The organism is uncultured Bradyrhizobium sp., from assembly GCF_947648125.1.
Lineage (GTDB): Bacteria > Pseudomonadota > Alphaproteobacteria > Rhizobiales > Xanthobacteraceae > Bradyrhizobium.
Map to the genome: position 1 here is coordinate 157,000 of NZ_CANSMR010000009.1, position 18,334 is coordinate 175,333.

At 65.4% G+C, this 18,334-nt stretch carries 18 protein-coding genes; 10 read left to right on the forward strand and 8 right to left on the reverse strand.

Translation table 11 applies throughout. The features are described from left to right. Positions 1-139: 139 nt before the first annotated feature. From Q0030_RS18460 to Q0030_RS18470, 3 genes are all read right to left on the reverse strand, one after another. Positions 140-1,054: an SDR family oxidoreductase gene (locus tag Q0030_RS18460; protein ID WP_028338734.1), complete on the reverse strand. Its 915-nt coding sequence runs from the start codon at positions 1,052-1,054 to the stop codon at positions 140-142. Positions 1,055-1,212: 158 nt separating this feature from the next. Then, positions 1,213-2,352 carry a thiolase gene (locus tag Q0030_RS18465; RefSeq protein ID WP_298369887.1) on the reverse strand — a complete coding sequence of 380 codons (1,140 nt, stop codon included), beginning with the start codon at positions 2,350-2,352 and terminating at the stop codon, positions 1,213-1,215. A 4-nt stretch (positions 2,353-2,356) separates the two neighbouring features. Beyond that, complete coding sequence (locus Q0030_RS18470; protein WP_298369889.1) at positions 2,357-2,770, reverse strand: Zn-ribbon domain-containing OB-fold protein; 414 nt, start codon at positions 2,768-2,770, stop codon at positions 2,357-2,359. A 255-nt stretch (positions 2,771-3,025) separates the two neighbouring features. On the opposite strand from Q0030_RS18470, the gene Q0030_RS18475 reads away from it, so the two are divergent. The 10 genes from Q0030_RS18475 (at position 3,026) to Q0030_RS18520 (ending at position 12,624) form a co-directional block, all read left to right on the forward strand. Continuing rightward, complete coding sequence (locus Q0030_RS18475) at positions 3,026-4,273, forward strand: amino acid ABC transporter substrate-binding protein (protein WP_298369892.1); 1,248 nt, start codon at positions 3,026-3,028, stop codon at positions 4,271-4,273. Positions 4,274-4,318: 45 nt separating this feature from the next. Then, positions 4,319-5,242, forward strand: coding sequence for a branched-chain amino acid ABC transporter permease (locus Q0030_RS18480; RefSeq protein ID WP_223970969.1), 924 nt, complete (start codon positions 4,319-4,321; stop codon positions 5,240-5,242). Next, the gene (locus Q0030_RS18485; RefSeq protein WP_298369898.1) at positions 5,235-6,155 is read left to right on the forward strand and encodes a branched-chain amino acid ABC transporter permease; all 921 of its coding nucleotides are present in this window, start codon (positions 5,235-5,237) and stop codon (positions 6,153-6,155) included. The genes Q0030_RS18480 and Q0030_RS18485 overlap by 8 nt, the downstream gene beginning before the upstream one ends. Beyond that, positions 6,145-6,876, forward strand: a complete 732-nt coding sequence (locus Q0030_RS18490; RefSeq protein ID WP_050406749.1) for an ABC transporter ATP-binding protein — start codon at positions 6,145-6,147, stop codon at positions 6,874-6,876. Before Q0030_RS18485 ends, Q0030_RS18490 begins: the two co-directional genes overlap by 11 nt. Next, positions 6,866-7,585, forward strand: coding sequence for an ABC transporter ATP-binding protein (locus tag Q0030_RS18495; protein WP_223970967.1), 720 nt, complete (start codon positions 6,866-6,868; stop codon positions 7,583-7,585). Before Q0030_RS18490 ends, Q0030_RS18495 begins: the two co-directional genes overlap by 11 nt. A 110-nt stretch (positions 7,586-7,695) precedes the next feature. After that, positions 7,696-9,045 (forward strand): amidase, encoded by a 1,350-nt coding sequence (locus Q0030_RS18500; RefSeq protein ID WP_298369904.1) that lies wholly within the window; start codon positions 7,696-7,698, stop codon positions 9,043-9,045. Further along, positions 9,038-9,724 (forward strand): DUF2848 domain-containing protein, encoded by a 687-nt coding sequence (locus Q0030_RS18505; protein WP_298369907.1) that lies wholly within the window; start codon positions 9,038-9,040, stop codon positions 9,722-9,724. Before Q0030_RS18500 ends, Q0030_RS18505 begins: the two co-directional genes overlap by 8 nt. Positions 9,725-9,972: 248 nt before the next feature. Continuing rightward, positions 9,973-10,716 carry a 2OG-Fe(II) oxygenase gene (locus Q0030_RS18510; RefSeq protein ID WP_298369909.1) on the forward strand — a complete coding sequence of 248 codons (744 nt, stop codon included), beginning with the start codon at positions 9,973-9,975 and terminating at the stop codon, positions 10,714-10,716. A 13-nt stretch (positions 10,717-10,729) separates the two neighbouring features. Continuing rightward, positions 10,730-11,383: a DNA oxidative demethylase AlkB gene (gene alkB, locus Q0030_RS18515; protein WP_298369912.1), complete on the forward strand. Its 654-nt coding sequence runs from the start codon at positions 10,730-10,732 to the stop codon at positions 11,381-11,383. A 26-nt stretch (positions 11,384-11,409) separates the two neighbouring features. After that, positions 11,410-12,624, forward strand: a complete 1,215-nt coding sequence (locus Q0030_RS18520; protein WP_298369915.1) for an MFS transporter — start codon at positions 11,410-11,412, stop codon at positions 12,622-12,624. Here the strand turns inward: Q0030_RS18520 and Q0030_RS18525 are convergent. The 5 genes from Q0030_RS18525 to Q0030_RS18545 form a co-directional block, all read right to left on the reverse strand. Then, complete coding sequence (locus Q0030_RS18525; protein WP_298369917.1) at positions 12,621-14,249, reverse strand: thiamine pyrophosphate-dependent enzyme; 1,629 nt, start codon at positions 14,247-14,249, stop codon at positions 12,621-12,623. The genes Q0030_RS18520 and Q0030_RS18525 overlap by 4 nt on opposite strands. 24 nt (positions 14,250-14,273) lie before the next feature. Continuing rightward, positions 14,274-15,146 (reverse strand): fumarylacetoacetate hydrolase family protein, encoded by an 873-nt coding sequence (locus Q0030_RS18530; protein WP_298369920.1) that lies wholly within the window; start codon positions 15,144-15,146, stop codon positions 14,274-14,276. 156 nt (positions 15,147-15,302) lie between these two features. Beyond that, positions 15,303-16,286 carry a 3,4-dihydroxyphenylacetate 2,3-dioxygenase gene (hpaD, locus tag Q0030_RS18535; protein ID WP_298369923.1) on the reverse strand — a complete coding sequence of 328 codons (984 nt, stop codon included), beginning with the start codon at positions 16,284-16,286 and terminating at the stop codon, positions 15,303-15,305. 101 nt (positions 16,287-16,387) lie between these two features. Beyond that, complete coding sequence (gene hpaE, locus Q0030_RS18540) at positions 16,388-17,932, reverse strand: 5-carboxymethyl-2-hydroxymuconate semialdehyde dehydrogenase (protein ID WP_298369926.1); 1,545 nt, start codon at positions 17,930-17,932, stop codon at positions 16,388-16,390. Continuing rightward, complete coding sequence (locus Q0030_RS18545) at positions 17,925-18,323, reverse strand: 5-carboxymethyl-2-hydroxymuconate Delta-isomerase (protein ID WP_298369928.1); 399 nt, start codon at positions 18,321-18,323, stop codon at positions 17,925-17,927. The genes hpaE and Q0030_RS18545 overlap by 8 nt, the downstream gene beginning before the upstream one ends. Between the last annotated feature and the right edge of the window lie 11 nt (positions 18,324-18,334).

Sequence of the window (18,334 nt, forward strand, 5' to 3'; positions counted from 1 at the left end):
TTTTTTATCGGGAGGACGATCATGCGCCCGCAATTCGGGCACAATGCGGGCACGCTATGAAGAAACAACCAAAGAGTGTGCCGCCCCGGCGAATTCGCCGAGGCGACTTTTCATAAAACTGTCAGATCGGATCCCAAGTTCAGATCGGATCCCAGGTGAAGACGTCAGCCGAGCGGTCGAGCTTGGCGAACGATCCCTTCAGCGCCGGCATGCCGTGTTCGGCAATGGTCTCGGGCGTCCAGCCTTCGCCGCGATGAACCGAGCGCACCGGGCGATGCTGGCCGAACAGGAAGATCTCGTTCATGCGCACGCCGAAGATCTGCCCGGTGACGTCCTTGGCGGCGTCCGAGAGCAGATAGGCGCAGACCGGCGCGATCTTCTCCGGGCCCATCTGCTTGATCTTCTCGACGCGCGCCTTCTCGGCATCGGTCTCGGTCGGAATGGTGCCGATCATGCGGGTCCAGGCGAACGGCGACACGCAGTTCGAGCGCACGTTGAAGCGACCCATGTCGAGCGCGATCGACTTCGACAGCCCGACGATACCGAGCTTGGCGGCGGCGTAGTTGGCCTGGCCGTAATTGCCGATCAGGCCGGAGGTCGAGGTGAAGTGCACGAACGACCCCGACTCCTGCTCGCGGTAGATGCGTGCCGCAGCGTGGCTGACATAGAACGAGCCCATCAGGTGCACCTTGATAACGGCCTCGAAGGCTTCCACGCTCATCTTGTGGAAGATCATGTCGCGCAGGATGCCGGCATTGTTGACGACGCCGTCGAGCCGGCCGAAATGATCGGTCGCGGTCTTGACGATCTTGCTGGCGGGGATCGCTTCCGCCACCGATTCAAAGTTGGCGACCGCAGTGCCGCCGCGCTTCTTGATCTCCTCGACGACCTCCTCGGCGGGCGCCGCGCTCGAGCCGCCACCGTCGGCAGCGCCGCCGGGATCGTTGACCACGACCTTGGCGCCTTCCGCCGCGCAGAGCAGCGCAATCTCGCGGCCGATGCCGCGGCCGGCGCCGGTGACGATGATGACCTTATCCTGCAATGATTTTGCCATGTGGGTTCTCCTTGTTGCTGTGTGTCCGCAGGCCGATGCAGAGCCCCACTCGTCATGCGAGGGCTTGACCCGCGCATCCATCCTTCGTCAGAAGGGGATGGATTGCCGGGTCAAGCCCGGCAATGACAGATCGGGCGCTGCGCTCGCGCCGGCCATTGCTATCGTTCGTTCGTAAAGATGATCGTGCCTGACGCGGCGAACATGCCGCCGACGCCGTGGCAGACCGAGATCTTCGCATTCGGCACCTGCGCCGGCGCGATGCCGCGCATCTGCCGCACGCTCTCCTGCAACGCGTACATGCCGTACATGCCGGAGTGCATGTAGCTCAGCCCGCCGCCATTGGTGTTGAGCGGCAGCTTGCCGCCGGGGCGGGTGTTGCCGTCGGCGATGAACTTGCCGGTTTCCTCATGCGGCATGAAGCCGAGGTCGCCGAGGCCGTAGAGCGGCAAATGCGCGAAGGCGTCGTAGATCATCAGATGATCGACGTCCTTGTGGGCGATGCCGGCCTCCTTGAATGCGAGCGGGCCTGCCACCTTGAAGGCACGCGACGAGTCAAACGTCTTCATCTGGCTGACCATCGGCGTTTCCACGCTCTCGCCGGTGCCGAGGATGTAGACCGGCTTTTGCGGGAAGTCCTTGGCGCGGTCGGCCGAGGTGAGGATCAGCGCGCCGCCGCCGTCGGTGACGAGGCAGCATTGCAAGAGCCGGAACGGATAGGCGATCATCCGCGAGTTCAAGACGTCAGCGACCGTAATCGGATCCTTCATAGTCGCGCGCGGGTTCTTCGCCGCCCATTCGCGCTGCACGACGGCAACCATCGCGAGCTGCTCATGCGTGATGCCGTGCGTCTTCATGAAACGCAGCACCGGAATCGGGAACATGCTCGGCGGCCCGTAGACGCCGAACGGCGACTCGAACTGGCCGTTGAGGCTGTCGGGTGCGGTAAAGCGCGGCTGCTTGCCGATCATCGACTTGCCGCTCTCGGCATGCGTGATCAGCACGGTCTTGCAGAGGCCGGCCTCGATCGCCGCAGCCGCGTGGCGGACATGCAGCATGAAAGAGCAGCCGCCGACCGAGGTGCCGTCGACCCAGGTCGGCGTGATGCCGAGATAGTGCGCCATCTGCTGCGGGGTCTCGACCGCGGTAGCAAAGCCGTCGATGTCGGACAGTTTTAGGCCGGCGTCCGCAATCACGTTCAGCGCCGCGTCCGCGTGCAGCTGGATCTGCGACATGTTCGGGATGACCCCGAGTTCGGTGGTTTCGGCCGCACCGACGACGGCAACCTGATTCCTGCGCATCACATTACCCCTTTGCCGGGCGGAACAAAGGAAGGGTGATCTTGTCGTCGAGGGCCTCGAAGGCGACCTCGAGCGGCATGTCGAGCTCGAGCGCTTCCGGCGTCTGCGGACAATCGATGATGTTGCTCATCATGCGCGGGCCCTCATCGAGCTCGACGATGGCGATCGCATAAGGCGGCGTGAAGCCGGGTGCGGCAGGACGATGATTGATGACGTAGCTGTACAGCTTGCCCTTGCCGCTGGCCTTGAAGATCGAGACCTTGCGCGAGGCGCAGGAAGGGCAGAACGGCCGCGGCGGAAAGTAGACATTGGCGCAGGCGTCGCAGCGCTGCAGGCGTAGTTCGCCGGCCTTGGTGCCGTCCCAGAAATGCTGGGTCTCAGGTGTCGGTTTTGGTTTCGCGCGCGCGGGCTCGGCCATGTCTGATGTCTCCTCCCGAAATCGTTACGGTCTTGATGCGCCATTGGACCAACGGCCGTCAACGGTCCATCCACGCCCCGCGCAGCGGCCTGTGTCCCGCGCATGCCGCATATTCCGCCCCTCGCACAATTGCTAAGGCCGTGATGCTTGTGTCGCTCCGGTCCGGCGCGTAGAAGGGCCGCGGTCCAAGATACGTCCAAGATACGTCGAAGACCGGTCCACGAGACGTCCAAGACACCCGGGAGGAATAACATCATGCTGAGGATCATCGGCGCGGCACTCGCTGCCAGCCTCGCATTTGCCACGCAGGCAATGGCCGCCGACGCACCGTCGGAAATCAAGATCGGGACGCTCTACGCGTCCTCGGGGCGCTACGCCTCGATCTCGATGCCGGTCTACAGCTCGCTCAAATTGTGGGTCGAGCAGAAGAACGCCGAGGGTGGCGTGTTCGTGAAGGCTTTCGACAAGAAGATCCCGATCAAGCTCGTCTCTTATGACGACCAGAGCAACACGGCGACCGCCTCGACGCTTTATAATCAGCTCGTCACCCAGGATAAGGTTGACCTGCTGGTCGCTGATTCCGGATCGGTGCTCACGGCGCCCGCGGTCGCGATCGCGCGCGACCACAAGATGTTCCTGTTCGACCAGACCGGCACCGGCGCAAGCTTCTTCTCCAAGGACAATCCCTACATCGCGCTGATGGCCGACCCGGTGTCGACCGTGTGGCCGAAGCCGGTGGCGGACTTCATCAGCCATGATGGTCCGGGCCTCGGCATCAAGAAGATCGCCATCCTCTACGCGACCAACGAGTTCACCGGCACCCAGGCCAACGCGTTCCGCAAGTTCGTCAAGGAGTCCGGCGCGCCGATCGAGATCGTCTACGACCAGGGCGTTCCGACCGAGACCACCAACTACAACGTCATCATCAACAACATCAGCAACACCAATCCCGACGCGGTGATCCATTTCGGCTACGCGCCGAACGACATCGCCTTCCTGCGTAACGTCCAGGACGTCGGCACCAAGTTCAAGATGCTGTTCGCGATCTATGCCGGTCTCGAGACCGAGCTGCTCGAGAAGAACGTCGGCGCCAAGGGCCTGGAACACATCTGGACCTATGTGCCGCCGTCCGAGCTGGATTATCCCGTCAATTTCGGGATGAACATGAAGGATTTCCGCGCCGCCTGGCTGAAGAAGTACAACGACGGCAAGATGGAGTTCGGCTTCAACGCGGTGGCCGGCTACACCACTGCGCTGGTGATCGAGAAGACGCTGTCGGTTGCGACGAGCCTCGACCAGATGGAGCTGCGCCGCGCGGTGTTCTCGCTCAGCGGCCAGCTCAAGACGCTGGACGGCACCTTCGCGCTGGATGAGACCGGCGGCCAGATCGGCGAATTGACGCCGCTCGGCCAGCTCACGGTCGACGAGCATGATCACATCAAGTTCGTCTCGATCTATCCGCACGAGACCGCCACCGGCAAGCCGATCTATCCGGCGCCGTGATGCAGGTGAGTGTGGCAGGCGCAACCTTCGGCGGCGAGCGGTAGCATGACCTATGCGCTCGTTGCCGGCGTGCTGTTTGGGCTGTATTTCAGCCTGGTCGGCATCGGCCTCAATCTCGTGTTCGGCGTCATGCGCATCGTCAACCTTGCGCATGGCGACATCCTGATGCTGGGCGCCTTCATCGCGCTCGGCGTGGTCGGCATTGCCGGCATCGACCCGCTGTTCGCGGTGCCGCTGGCCTTCATGGTCTTCGTGCTCGCGGGCGTGCTGCTGTACTGGGTGCTGGTGCCGCGGCTGCAGGGCTCGGCCAACCCGGAAATGCTGTCGATCATCTTGTTCTTCGGCCTGTCGCAGGTGATCGAAGCCGTCACCACGATCTTCGCCGGCACCAGCGAGCGGTCGATCCAGAGCCGGCTGCTCGGCACCGTGTTCACGACCATCAAGGTCAAGTGGTTCGGCGGCAAGGCCGGCGGGGCAGGGCCGATCCAGATCTTCGGCCAGGGCTTTCCCGCGCCCTGGGTGATCGCGGCGATCACCAGCCTGATCGCGATTGGGTTTGTCTATCTCTATCTCTACCACACGCGGCTCGGCACCCTGACCCGCGCGGTGATGTCGCGCCGTGACGAGGCGTTGGCGACCGGCATCGACGTCGATCGCGTCTCGGCGGCGGCGTTCGGCATCGGGCTCGGCATCGCGGCGGTGGCCGGCGTGTTCGCGCCCTTCATGTTCGGCTCGGTGACGCCGGCCTTCGGCGCCGATGCGACGGTGACCTCGTTTGCGATCGTGGTGCTCGGCTCGCTCGGCAATCCGCTCGGCACCGCGCTCGGCGGCGTCGTCTACGGCCTGTGCTACATGCTGGTGCAGACCTATCTCAGTTCCTGGGCCGACCTCTTGCCCTATGTGTTGTTGATCGTGATCCTGTTGTTGCGCCCGAGCGGTCTGCTCGGAAGGCGGGTGCGCGTTGCATAATGCATCGAAGCACCTGCTGTTCATCCTGGCGCCGCTGGTGGTGGTGTTCGCGCTGCTGCCCGGCGTCTATCAAAACCATCTGCTGCTGTTCAACTTCGTGATCTTCCTGATCCTCGCGCAGGGCGTGAACATCATCTATGGTTTCACCGGTTATCTGCCGTTCGGCTATGTCGGCTTCTTCGGGGCCGGCGCCTACGGCTTTGCCATCATGGTGATGCATCTGCAGACGCCGGCGCCGCTCGCGGTGCTGGTCGGCGGTGCCGTCGCGGTGGCGCTCGGCCTGTTGCTGACGCCGTTGCTGCGGCTGTCGGGCGCGTATTTCGCGATCGCCAATCTCGCGGCCTCGCTCGCGGTGCTGCACTTCGTCGCCAACCCGGCGCTGGAGGGGATCACCAAGGGGCCCTACGGCGTGTCGCTCACCGGCACGTTCAACCCGACCCACGCGTACTACGCGGCTGTCGTCGTGATGGCGCTGACGGTCGGCGCGGTCATCTATCTCAAGAACTCGCCGTTCGGCCTGGCGCTGCAGGCCGTGCGCGAGGATGCGGTGTCGGCCTCGATGGCCGGGGTCAACATCATCAAGATGCGGGTGATCGCCTGGCTTGCGTCGGCGCTGGTCGCCGGTCTCGCCGGCGGCATCTACGCCTGGTACGTCTCGGTGTTCTATCCGGACAACGTGTTCTCCGGCGAGTTCTCGATCTTTGCGATCGTGTTCGCGTTGTTCGGCGGTGTCGCCACCATCACCGGACCGATCGTCGGCGTGCTCATTCTCTACGGCATCTACAATCTGATCGGCTTCACCACGCCGCAATATTTCCAGCTGATCTATGGCCTCCTGATCATGGGACTGGTGCTGTTCCTGCCCGCAGGGCTGGTGTCGCTGGCGACGCGCAGGGGGTGGCATGTCCCCTGAGCAAAACTCCATCCTCAAGGTCTCGAAGCTGGTCAAACGCTTCGGTGGCTTCCACGCGCTCGACGGCTTGAGCTTTCACGTCGTGCCGGGCGAGATCCTCGGCCTGGTCGGTCCGAACGGCTCCGGCAAGACCACGGCGATCAACGTGATCTCGGGCCTTTATGCGCCTGATGGCGGTGAAGTGGTGTTCGACGGCGCGTCCTCCGGTGGCGTCGCCTCGCACAAGCTGGTTCACCGCGGCATCAACCGCACCTTCCAGGTGCCGAAGCCGTTCCTGTCGCTCACGGTGCGCGAGAACATCCAGGTGGCGCTGGCCTATGGCGGCGCGACTGGGACGCCGCCGTCGATCGCCGAGCTGCTTGAGGAATACCGGCTCAAGGAGGTCGCCGACCGGCCTGCCGCCGATCTCAACAGCGCGCAGCAGAAGATGCTCGATCTCACCCGCGCGCTCGCCACGCGTCCGCGGCTGCTGCTGCTCGACGAGCTCGCGGCCGGCCTCAATCCGGCGGAGCTCGACTGGATCGCCGGCCGCATCAAGGCGCTGGCCGCGACCGGCATGGCGATCATCGTGGTCGAGCATCTGATGGGCTTCATCGAGCAGATCACCGACCGCGTCATCGTGCTCAATGCGGGCAAGGAGATCTTCGAGGGTACTCTCGCGACCGCGGTACGCGAGCCTCAAGTGATCGAGGTGTTTCTGGGAGGCGAGCATGCCCACTGATGCAGCGTCGCTTCTGGACGCCAAGGGCGTCGATGCCGGCTACGGCACCATGCAGGTGTTGTGGGGCGTCGATCTCGACGTCCGCCCCGGCGAGACCGTGCTGCTGCTCGGCGCCAATGGCGCGGGCAAGACCACGTTCCTGAAATCGCTGGTCGGCCTGATCGAGGCCCGCAACGGCCACATCAGGCTCGGCGGCGAGGACATCACCAGAATGCGATCTTCGGACCGCATGAAGCGCGGCATGACCTACATGTCGGAGCTTGCGGTATTTCCCGATCTGTCGATCGAGGAGAACATCCGCGTCGGCGCGCAGGCGCTCGGCCATGCCAATCCGGGCGCGCGGGTCGACGAATTGTACGGCCTGTTCCCGGTGCTGCGCGACAAGCGCCGCGACCCGGCCTCCAGCCTGTCCGGCGGCCAGCGCAAGATGCTCGGCATCGCCAAGGCGCTGTCGGCCGAGCCGAAACTGCTGGTCATGGACGAGCCCTCGGCCGGGCTGTCGCCGCTGTTCGTCAAGGAGGTGCTTCGCGCCTTGTCGAGCCTGCAGGGCCGCGGACTGGCGCTCTTGATCGCCGAGCAAAATATCGGTTTCCTAGAGATCGCCACCCGCGTGTTCGTGCTGGAAGGCGGGCGGATCCGCTTCTCCGGCACGGTGGCCGAGATGAGCGGCAATGAAGAGCTGCACCGGGCCTATTTCGGGCTGAAGTGACGCGGGCGCGCCGATCTGGAAATCGGCGCCGGTTCGCGCAACAATCAGCTGCAAGACCATTTGAATTGCAAGCCAGCCAGCCGTGAAGTGCAAGCCTTAAAGTGAAAGCCATGCCCAAAAATCCGACACTCGCCTCCCTTGCCGCCGATCTCGCCAGCGGCGCGACCTCCGCCCGCAAGCTCGTCGAGCAATGCATCGCCAGGATCGCCGATCCGTCGGGCGAGGGCCAGCGCACCTTCATCCATGTCGACCGCGACGCCGCGCTGGATGCCGCCGACGCCATGGACCGGCTGCGCAAGGCCAATGCGGCGCCGTCGCCGTTTGCCGGCATTCCGGTCTCGATCAAGGACCTGTTCGACATCAAGGGACAGGTGACGCGTGCCGGCTCCCGGGCGCTCGATGATTCCGCGCCGGCGGATGCCGATGCGCCTGCCGTGGCGCGGCTCAAGCGCGCCGGCTTCATCGTGATCGGCCGTACCAACATGACCGAGTTCGCCTATTCGGGCATCGGCATCAATCCGCATTACGGCACCCCGAAGAGCGCCTGGAACCGAAGCGTCGGGCATGTGCCCGGCGGCTCGTCTTCGGGTGCGGCGGTCTCGATCGCCGACGGCATGGCGTTCGGCGCGCTCGGCACCGACACCGGCGGCTCCTGCCGGATTCCGGCCGCCTTCAACGGCATCGTCGGCTACAAGCCGACCCAGCGCCGGATTCCGCTCGATGGCGGCGTGCCGCTGTCGTTCACCCTGGACAGCTACGGCCCGCTGGCCAATTCAGTCGCCTGCTGTGCCGTGCTCGATGCGGTGCTGGCCGACGAGCCGGTGACGCCGATCGCCCCGCGCCCGGTGAAGGGCATGCGGCTTGCGGTGCCGACCACGGTCGTGCTCGACGACCTCGACGATGCCGTCGCAAAAACCTTCGAGCGCGCGCTGGCGGCGCTGTCGCACGCTGGTGCGTTGATCGAGCGGATCGAGGTGCCCGAACTGCTCGATGTCGGCATGATGAACACCAAGGGCGGGTTTTCCGCGGCCGAGAGCTATGCCTGGCACCGCTTCCTGCTGGCCAGCAAGGGCGACATCTACGATCCCCGCGTCGCGGTGCGGATCCAGCGCGGCGAGGGCTTCCTGGCGGCCGACTATATCGACCTCATCAACGCGCGGCGCTCGTTCATCGCCCGGACCGAGGCGCGCATCGCGCCCTATGACGCGATGGTGCTGCCGACCACGGCGAACCTGCCGCCGACCATTGCGAGCCTCGCCGACGACAAGGCATTCGCCACGGAGAACCTGCGCGCGCTGCGCAATCCCTCGCTGATCAACGTGCTCGACGGTTGCGCCATCTCGCTGCCCGCGCATCGCGAGGGCGAGGCGCCGGTCGGCCTGATGCTCGCCGCCGCGGGCGGTTCGGATCGCCGCATCTTCGAGCTTGCGGCCGGAATGGAGACCGTCATCCGTGTTTGATCTCACCTTCAATGTCGACGACAAGGGCGTCGCCACGCCGCTCACGCTCGAAATCACGCAGGCCGTGATCGCCGGCTGGACCGGCCGCGATCCGGTGGCGCGCGACAAGCACATCGCCGAGCTCGAAGCGCTCGGCATCGCGCGGCCCGCGACGACGCCGATCTATTACCGCTGCTCGGCGCGCCGGCTCACCTTTGCCGACACCATCGAGGTCTGCGGCGAGGATTCGAGCGGCGAGGTCGAGTTCGTGCTGATCGGCTGGCAGGGTCGCACCTTCGTCGGCTGCGGCTCCGATCATACCGACCGCAAGGTCGAGAGCTATAGCGTCACGGTGTCGAAGCAGATGTGCGACAAGCCGATGGCGGCCGAACTCTGGGAGCTCGAGGATGTCATTGGCCATTGGGACCAGCTCATCCTGCGGTCCTGGGCCACAATCGGCGGTCAGCGCGTGCTCTACCAGGAAGGCACCCTCGATCACATGCTACCGGTGAAGGACCTCATCGCGCGCGGCTTCGACAAGGGCGCGTTGCCCGACGGCTGCGCCATGTTCGGCGGCACCTTCGCGGCCAAGGGTGGCATCCGCCCGGCCAGCCGCTTCGAGTTTGAGCTGGAAGACCCGGTGCTCAAGCGGAAGATCAGCCACGGATATGATGTGGTCACGCTGCCGGTCAGGGGCTGATCTTTCCGCGCGTGATCGTGTCGAGAGCTAGTCGGCACTTCCTCCGCACGTCGTCCCTGCGAAAGCAGGGACCCATACGCAGCGGCTCTCGCAAAGGGCATGCGGCCAGACGGCTTTCTCACAACCAGCATCTGTGGTTATGGTCCCTGCTTTCGCAGGAACGACGCCGTGATTGTGGCGGCGTTCCCGGCATATTTGGATCGGAAATCGGGTGGCGCCAGCCGTGCTCATGGGCCAGATTCCGCCTCATGACAGCAACAGCCAAAACCCTCACCCGTCCCGCCAGTGGCATTCCCGCCCGCGTTGACGCACTCGACTGGGACCAGATCACCACCGACCTCGGCGGGCAGGGCTGCGCCGTCCTCAAGGGCTTGCTGACGCCAGAGGAATGCGATGCCGTCGCCGCGCTCTATCCCGACGACAGCCGGTTCCGCAGCCGGGTCGTGATGGGCCGCCACGGTTTTGGCCGCGGCGAATACAAGTATTTTTCCTATCCGCTGCCGGACCTGATCGCGGAGCTGCGGCCGGCGCTCTATGCGCGGCTGACCGCGACGGCCAATCGCTGGAACGAGACGATGGGGATCGAGATCAGCTATCCTCCGTCGCACGCGGCGTTCCTGAAGCGCTGCCATGATGCCGGGCAGACGCGGCCGACGCCGCTGCTGCTGCAATATGGCGAGGACGACTACAATTGCCTGCACCAGGATCTCTATGGCGAGCACGTGTTCCCGATCCAGGTCGCGATCCTGCTGTCGCAGCCGGGGCGCGATTTCACTGGCGGCGAGTTCGTGCTGACCGAGCAGCGGCCGCGGATGCAGTCGCGGCCCGAGGTGGTGCCGCTGACCAAGGGCGATGCGGTGGCGTTTGCCGTGCATCATCGTCCGGTGCAGGGGACACGTGGGCCGTATCGTGTCAATCTGCGCCATGGCGTCAGTCGGATCAGGTCCGGCCATCGCCACACCGTTGGCGTGATCTTCCACGACGCAAAGTGAGTGCGAGAAGGGCGTGGCCGCTGATCTGTTCGAGATAATTGGCGATGCGCGGCCGCCGCGCGAAGTGATCGCGGATGGTGCGCTGCTGTTGCGCGGCTTTGTCCGGCCGTTCGAGGCCGAGCTGATCCCGGCATTGCGTGTGATCGTCAAGCAGGCTCCGTTCCGGCATCTGATCACGCCGGGCGGCCACCGGATGTCGGTCGCGATGACCAATTGCGGCAGCGTCGGCTGGGTCTCCGACGCGAGCGGCTATCGCTATGATCCGATCGATCCGGACTCCGGACAACCCTGGCCTGAAATGCCGGAGGTATTGCGAAGGCTCGCCGCTGGCGCCGCCGCCGCGGCCGGCTTCCACGGCTTCGCGCCACAGGCCTGCCTGATCAATCGCTATGTCCCCGGCGCAAAATTGTCGCTGCATCAGGACAAGGACGAGCTCGATTACGGCGCACCGATCGTTTCGATCTCGCTCGGGCTGCCGGCGGTCTTCCTGTTCGGCGGCCTGAAGCGCAGCGATACGCCGCGCCGCTATCGGCTCGAACATGGCGACGTTGCGGTGTGGGGCGGGCCGTCACGGCTGTTTTATCATGGCGTCGCGGCGCTCGCCGATGGCGAGCACAGCGTGCTCGGGCGCCAGCGCATCAATTTGACCTTCCGCAAGGTGCGCTGAAGCGCTGGGTGGTCTAGACTTGGCGGATGACCACCAAGGCCGACCGCGCGGTCAACCGCACCGGCGTCTATCTCGCCGTGCTGCAGCTAGTCTTCACGCTGGGCTGGACCACCTATCTGATCTATCTGCCCAAGCTGTGTGCCGATGTCGGCATCGCGCCGTCAACCGTCATCCTGATCCTGATGATGGACCAGGGCATCTTCACCATTACCGATACCGCGATGGGCATGGCCGCCGACAGGATTGCGAGCCTGGTCGGCCGTCTCGGCCTGTTCGTCGGCGTTCTCGCCGCGATCTCCTGCGCCGCCTTCGTCGCGCTGCCCTATGTGGCCGGCACCGGGCCGGGTGCGAAATTCTGGCTGATCGCGTTGATCGTGATCTGGGCTGTCACATCGTCGGCCTTGCGCGCGCCGCCGCTGACGCTGCTCGGCAAGTATCGCGCGCAACCCTCGGTGCCGTTCCTCGCTGCGCTGGCGATGCTGGGCTACGGCATCGCGGGCGCGGTCTCGCCCTATCTCGCCGTCGTGCTGCGCGATCACGACGCGCGGCTGCCGTTCGTGCTGTCGGGCGCTGTGCTGCTGCTGACGGCGCTCGCGTTCTCAGGGATCGAGCGCCGCGTCGCCGAGGAGGCGCAGCCGGAGCGGCTCGCACCACCGGCCAAGCGGCTCGGAGCGGTGCCGATGTTCCTGATCGCGTCGATGGTGCTGCTCTCGCTCGGCTATCAGCTGCACTTCAACATCAACAGCGCCCCGTTCTATTTGCGCTTTGCCAAATCAGATGAGTTGCAATGGCTGATGCCGGTGTTCTGGATCGGCTTCAACATCGCGATGTTTCCGGCGAGCATTGTCGTCAAGCATCGCGGCGGCCTGATCGTGATGGGCGCGGCGGGATTGCTCGGCGCATTCGCCATCGTCGCCGCGGAGGTTGCGGGCAGCCTCAACGTCCTGATCGTGGCGCAGTTCATGGCGGGAGCGGCGTGGGGCTGCATGCTGATGAGCGCGGTGTCCGCAGCTCTTGCGATCGGGGAGACCGGCGCGGAGGGCAAGGTCACGGGCCTCGTGTTCTCGGCGCTGGCGCTCGCGACCTTTGCGCGGATGGCGGCGGTCGCGGGCGGCCTGCAGAAGATACCGGACTATGCGCCGCTGGTGCACTGGGCGCCGGTCGCCTGCTGGTCGGTCGCCGGCGCCGGTCTGCTGGTGATCGCCGCGTCGCGGCTGCAACGCGGGGTGAAGAGCACCTAGTTATTTCGCGCCGGATGGATGAAAGCCCAGGGGCTGACTTCCGAATCCGTAGGCACTTCCACCGAGATCACGTAGGGGCCGCCATCGGCGAGCGCCTTCTCCAGCACGGGCCGGAAATGATCGGGTGAGGTGACGCGCGCGGCACCGACACCGAAGGACTCCGCGAGCTTGACGAAGTCCGGATTGACCAGGTCGGAGGCGACGACGCGGCCGTCGAAGCGCTCGCGCTGGTCGCGGCGGACATTGCCATAGGCGTTGTTGTTGAACACCAGCGTCACCACGCCGATCTTGAACTGCACGGCAGTGGCGAGCTCCTGCACGCCGAACATGAAGCCGCCGTCGCCGGTGATCGCAACCACCGGCTTGTTCGGATTGGCGACCTTGGCGCCAAGCGCGGTCGGGAAGCCCGAGCCGAGCGTGCCCTGATAGCCCGAGGTGACGAAGGTGCGCGGTTCGTAGATCGGAAAACCGTACCAGGAGGCGAAGCCGACCTGCGACAGCTCATCGGTGACGATGGCGTTCGCCGGCAGCACCTCGCGCAGGATCTTCAAATAGGCCATCTGCGGCTGGATGCGCCGGATCTCCAGCTCGGTGGCCGCGGTCGCCTCGCGGATCGCGGTGCGGCGGCCCGAGGTCTTGCTATAGCCGGCCTTGCGGACGGCCGCGACGAGATCGGCGGTGCCGGCCTTGGCGTCCGCGATCACGCCGGCGTCGGCCGGCCAGCGGCGCAGCTCGACCGGATCGATGTCGATCCGCACGCATTTCAGTCCGGGCGGCTGATAAGGCCAGCGCGACATCGTCGGCAGCTCCATGCGAGTGCCGATGCCGATCATCAGGTCGGTCCTCGGCCATAGCTTGTAGGCCGCAGCCATCGTGAGCCCGAGCTCATGCGCGTTGGAGACGATGCCGCGGCCGCTGCGGAATGCGACCACCGGCGCGTCGATCATCTCGGCCAGCTCGAGGATCTCCTCGCCGGCCCCGATGGCGCCGCTGCCGACGAAGATCATCGGCGCCTTGCTGCCGGCGATCAGATCGGCGGCCGCCTCGATGCGGTCCGGATCGGGCTGCGGCGCCGGCAATGGATCGAACGGCTTGACGGGGGCAACCTGGGTGCGCTGGGTGAACACGTCCCAGGGCATCTCCAGCGAAGCCGGGCCGCGCCGGCCCGACAGCATCTCCTGGAATGCGCGCGACACCATCGCGGGCGCGTTGTCGGGATATTCGATCCGGTCAGCCCATTTCACGAAGGTGCGCAGCGTCGCAAGCTGGTCCGGCATCTCGTGCAAATGGCCGCGGCCCTTGCCGAGGAATTGCGTCGGCACCTGGCCGGTCAGGCATAGCACCGGCTCGTTGCAGCCGAATGCGGTCAGCAGCGCCGCCGAGGCGTTGAGCACGCCGGGGCCGGGCACCACGCTGAACACGCCGGGCTTGCCAGAGGACCGGGCATAGCCGAACGCCATGTAGCCGCAGGCCTGCTCATGCCGGGCGCCGATCACCTTGAGCTGCGCCTGGTGGAACGCATCGAACAGGCCATAGATCTGCGCGCCGGGCAGGCCGAACACGGTGTCGACGCCGTGGGCGACGAGGCCGTTGACGATCGCTTCGCCGCCGGATGTTGAGGTCATGGCACTGTCCACTTGCTTGCGGGGTTAGCTGGCTTCGTCGACGACGCCGTTGCGCAGGATACCGACGCCTTCGGCCTCGACCTCGACGACATCGCCGGGCTTCAGATAGCGCGGCGGATCGAACCGCGCTCCTGCGCCGGTAGGCGTCCCCGTGACGATGATGTCGCCGGGAACCAGCGTCGTGAAGGTCGAGATGTAGTTGATGAGGTAGCGAAAGCCGAAGATCAAGCGCGAGGTGCGGTCGTCTTGCCTGACTTCGCCGTTGACTCGCGTGGTCAGCCGGATGTCGGCGATCTGCGCCTCGCCGGTGTAAGGCACGATCCACGGGCCGAGACTGCCGGTGGAATCGAAGTTCTTGCCCTGGGTGACATTGAATTTGGCATGGCGCACCCAGTCGCGGATGGTGCCTTCATTGCAGAGCGTGATCGCGGCGATGTGATCGAGCGCAGCGCTCTCGGGGATATGCCGGCCGGCCTTGCCGATCACCAGCACCAGCTCGCCCTCATAGTCGAGCTGCGGCGAGACGCGCGGCCGCACCACCGGCGTGTTGTGACCCACAAAGGAGCGCGGCACCCGCAGGAACATGCTCGGATATTTCGGCGCGTCCGAGCCGTCCTTGTACTCGGCATTGCGGTCGGGATAGTTGACGCCGATGCAGATGATCTTGTCCGGCGCCGGGATCGGTGGTTGCCAGGTGACCGCATCAAGCGCGACGTCGGGCGCGCGCTTGGCAGCGTCCTCAACGAGGTTGGTCAGCGCGCCGGCGGCGATCGCCTCGCGCAGCGTCGGATAGTCCTTGGCGAAGCGTGAGGAGAGGTCGACGATGCCGGTGTCGGTGACGGTGCCATATTTCGTGGCGCCGTTGGCGGAATAGGTGGCGAGGCGAGGAGAAGGCATTAGCAGTCCCATAATTGGTGTCGTCCCTGCGAAAGCAGGGACCCATAACCACAGGCTTCACATTCGGGCACGCTGGGCGACGATCTTATCCAAAACACGGGCCGGTGGTTATGGGTCCCGGCTTTCGCCGGGACGACGTGTGGAGGGAGGCGTGCACTAGTCCGCAACGAGCACGTCGGCGACGAAGCGCGGCTCGCGCACCGCCTGGCCCGCGAAGGTCGAACCTTCCTCGAACCAGGAGCGCGGCGCCGGTGCGCCCCACAGCGTCTGGCGGCGCGGATCGCGCAGCGACCAGCGCAACGGCTCATGGTCGTGATCGCCGGTGAAATAGTCGCTGGTGTAGAGCTCGATGCGATGGCCGTCGGGATCGCGGATGTAGAGGAAGAAGGCGTTCGAGATGCCGTGCCGGCCCGGGCCGCGCTCGATGTTCGCGAGGAAGCCGGAGGAGGCCATCACGTCGCAGAGATGTACGATGTTCATCGCGGTCGGCACCCAATAGGCGATGTGGTGCAGGCGCGGGCCACGGCCGTTGGTGATGGCGAAGTCGTGGACATTGCCCTTGCGGTGCATCCAGGCGGCGGCGATGCGGCCGTTGTCGCCGTCCTCCTCGGCATATTCGGTGAGCCGGAAACCGAGCCGGGCGTAGAAGTCGACGGTGTCCTGCACCTCGGCGGCGAACACATTGAAATGGTCGAGCCGCTGCGGATGGCAGCCCTTGTAGAGATCGTAGCGCCGCAAGAGATGCGGGCGCTTCTCCATCGTGGCGTAGAGCTCGATCTGGAAGCCGAACGGATCGGTGAATTGCAGCGTGCGGCCCTGGAACGGCTGGTCGACGAATGCGTAGGCGATGCCGTTCTCGGAGAAGAAGGCGGCCGCCTTGTCGAGGTCGCCGTCATTGCCGACCTTGAAGCCGAGGCGGTTGCAGGCGGCCTTCGCTGCCTTGCGCAGCACCACCGAGTGATGCTGGTGCTCCTCGCTGGCGCGCAGATACACCGATTTGTCGTCGCGGTCCTCGATATGGAGGCCGACGGTCTTCTCGTAGAAGGCGGCGCTCTTCTCCAGGTCCGTGACGTCGAGCACGGCATGGCTGCAGCGGATGATGTTGAACGGCGGATCGAAGACGTGTGTCGGCACTGGCATGGCGTGTTCCCTCAATTTTATCCGTCATTCCGGGGCGATGCGTAGCATCGAACCCGGAACCTCGAGGTTCCGGGTTCGCTTCGCGCCCCGGAACGACGGGTTCAAATTCCCAGTTTCTGAATCTTGTGCGTCCCGCGCGCGAGCGAGACGTGCTTGGTTTCCATGTAGAAGTCGAACGAGTAGTCGCCGCCGTCGCGGCCGATGCCGGACGCTTTCATGCCGCCGAACGGGGTCGGCAGATGGCGGACGTTTTCCGAGTTGAGCCAGATCATGCCGGCTTCGAGCGCGTCCGCGACACGCAGCGCACGGCCCACGTCGCCGGTCCAGACATAGCCGGCAAGGCCGTACTGCACGCCGTTGGCGATCTCGATGGCGTCAGCCTCGTCGCGGAACGGGATCACGGTCAGGAACGGACCGAACACCTCCTGCTGGGCGACGCGCATCTTGGCATTGGCGCCGGTGACGAGGGTTGGCTGCACATAGTGCCCGCCGCCCGGACCGTCATGCGGCTTGCCGCCGACCGCGATCGTCGCGCCGTCCTGCTTGGCGACGTCGAAATAGCTGCACACTTTGGCGAAGTGCCGTTCGTGGATCAGCGGCCCGATCTCCGTCGCCGGATCGAGGGGGTGACCGACCTTGAGTGCCTTCACGCGCGCGGTCAGCTTCTCGATGAATTTTTCGGCGATGCTCTCCTGGACCAGGAGGCGGCTCGACGAGGTGCAGCGCTCGCCGTTGAGCGAGTAGATCATGAACACGACGGCATCGAGCGCACGGTCGAGATCGGCATCGTCGAACACGATCACCGGGTTCTTGCCGCCGAGCTCGAAATGCACCCGCTTCAGGGTCGGTGCACCCTGCGCCATGATTGCCGAGCCCGTCGTGCTCTCGCCGACGAAGCCGATCGCCTTGATCGCGGGGTGTTCGGTCAGGGCCTTGCCGGCGTCCTCGCCGAAGCCGTGCACGGTGTTGAACACGCCGTCGGGCAGACCGGCCTGCTTGGCCAGCTTGACCAGCAGGTCGGCGGTCACCGGCGACCACTCGGCCGGCTTGTGCACGACCGTGCAGCCCGCGGCCAGCGCCGGCGCGATCTTCCAGGTCGACAGCATGAACGGCGTGTTCCACGGCGTGATCACGCCGACCGGGCCGATCGGCACGCGGGTCGAGATGTTCCAGTGCTCGTCCGAGGGCGTGTTGAGGCCGTCGCGGGCCTCGCCGCATTTGTCGGCGAAGAAGCGGAAATTCTCGGCGGCGCGGATCGCGGCCTTGGCCATGAAGCGGTGCGCCTGGCCGGTATCGATGCATTCGAGCACGGCGATGTCGTCGGCGCGCTCCTCGATCGCGTCCGCCACGCGGTGCAGCAGCTTGCGCCGCTGCGCCGCCGGCATGTCGCGCCAGGCCTTGAAGGCCTTGGACGCGGCGGTTGCGGCCCGGTCGATATCCTCGGCGTTGCCGCGCGCGACAGTCGCCAGCACGGTGCCGTCGATCGGCGATTTCGTCTCGAAGGTCTGGCCGGAGGCCGCCGGCACGACCTTGCCGTCGATCACGTGGCCGATGCCTTCGGCTTTCAACTTCGCGAGCAGTGGACCGGCGCGATCGCGGTTGGCCTGGAACACGTCGGCTGTGGATTTCGGGGTGGCTTTATCCATTGACCGTCTCCACCTTCAGTGCGTCGTGGATGTTGTTGCGTTTCCAGCTCGTTTCCTTGTCGTTGATCTGCATGTCGAACGACAGAGCGAACTTGCTGTTGGCGAATACCGGATCGAGATGGGCCGACAGCGCCTTGAAGATGTGCTCGCCGGCCTTCTTGCGGGTGGCGAGGTCGCGGCCTTCGCCGAGACGGAGCACCATGTCGAGGAAGCCGTAATTCTTGCGGCCGTCGGCGATCGCGTAGTGCTCGCATCTGATGGCGCGGACCCGGATGCCGCCGAGCGGGAAGATGCCGGTCTCGACCGCGGCCTTGCGGACCAGTTCGACGGTCGCACCCATGTCGACGAGGCCGTCGAGATTGGCGGAGTATTCAAGCGTGAAATGCGGCATGCAGCTCTCCT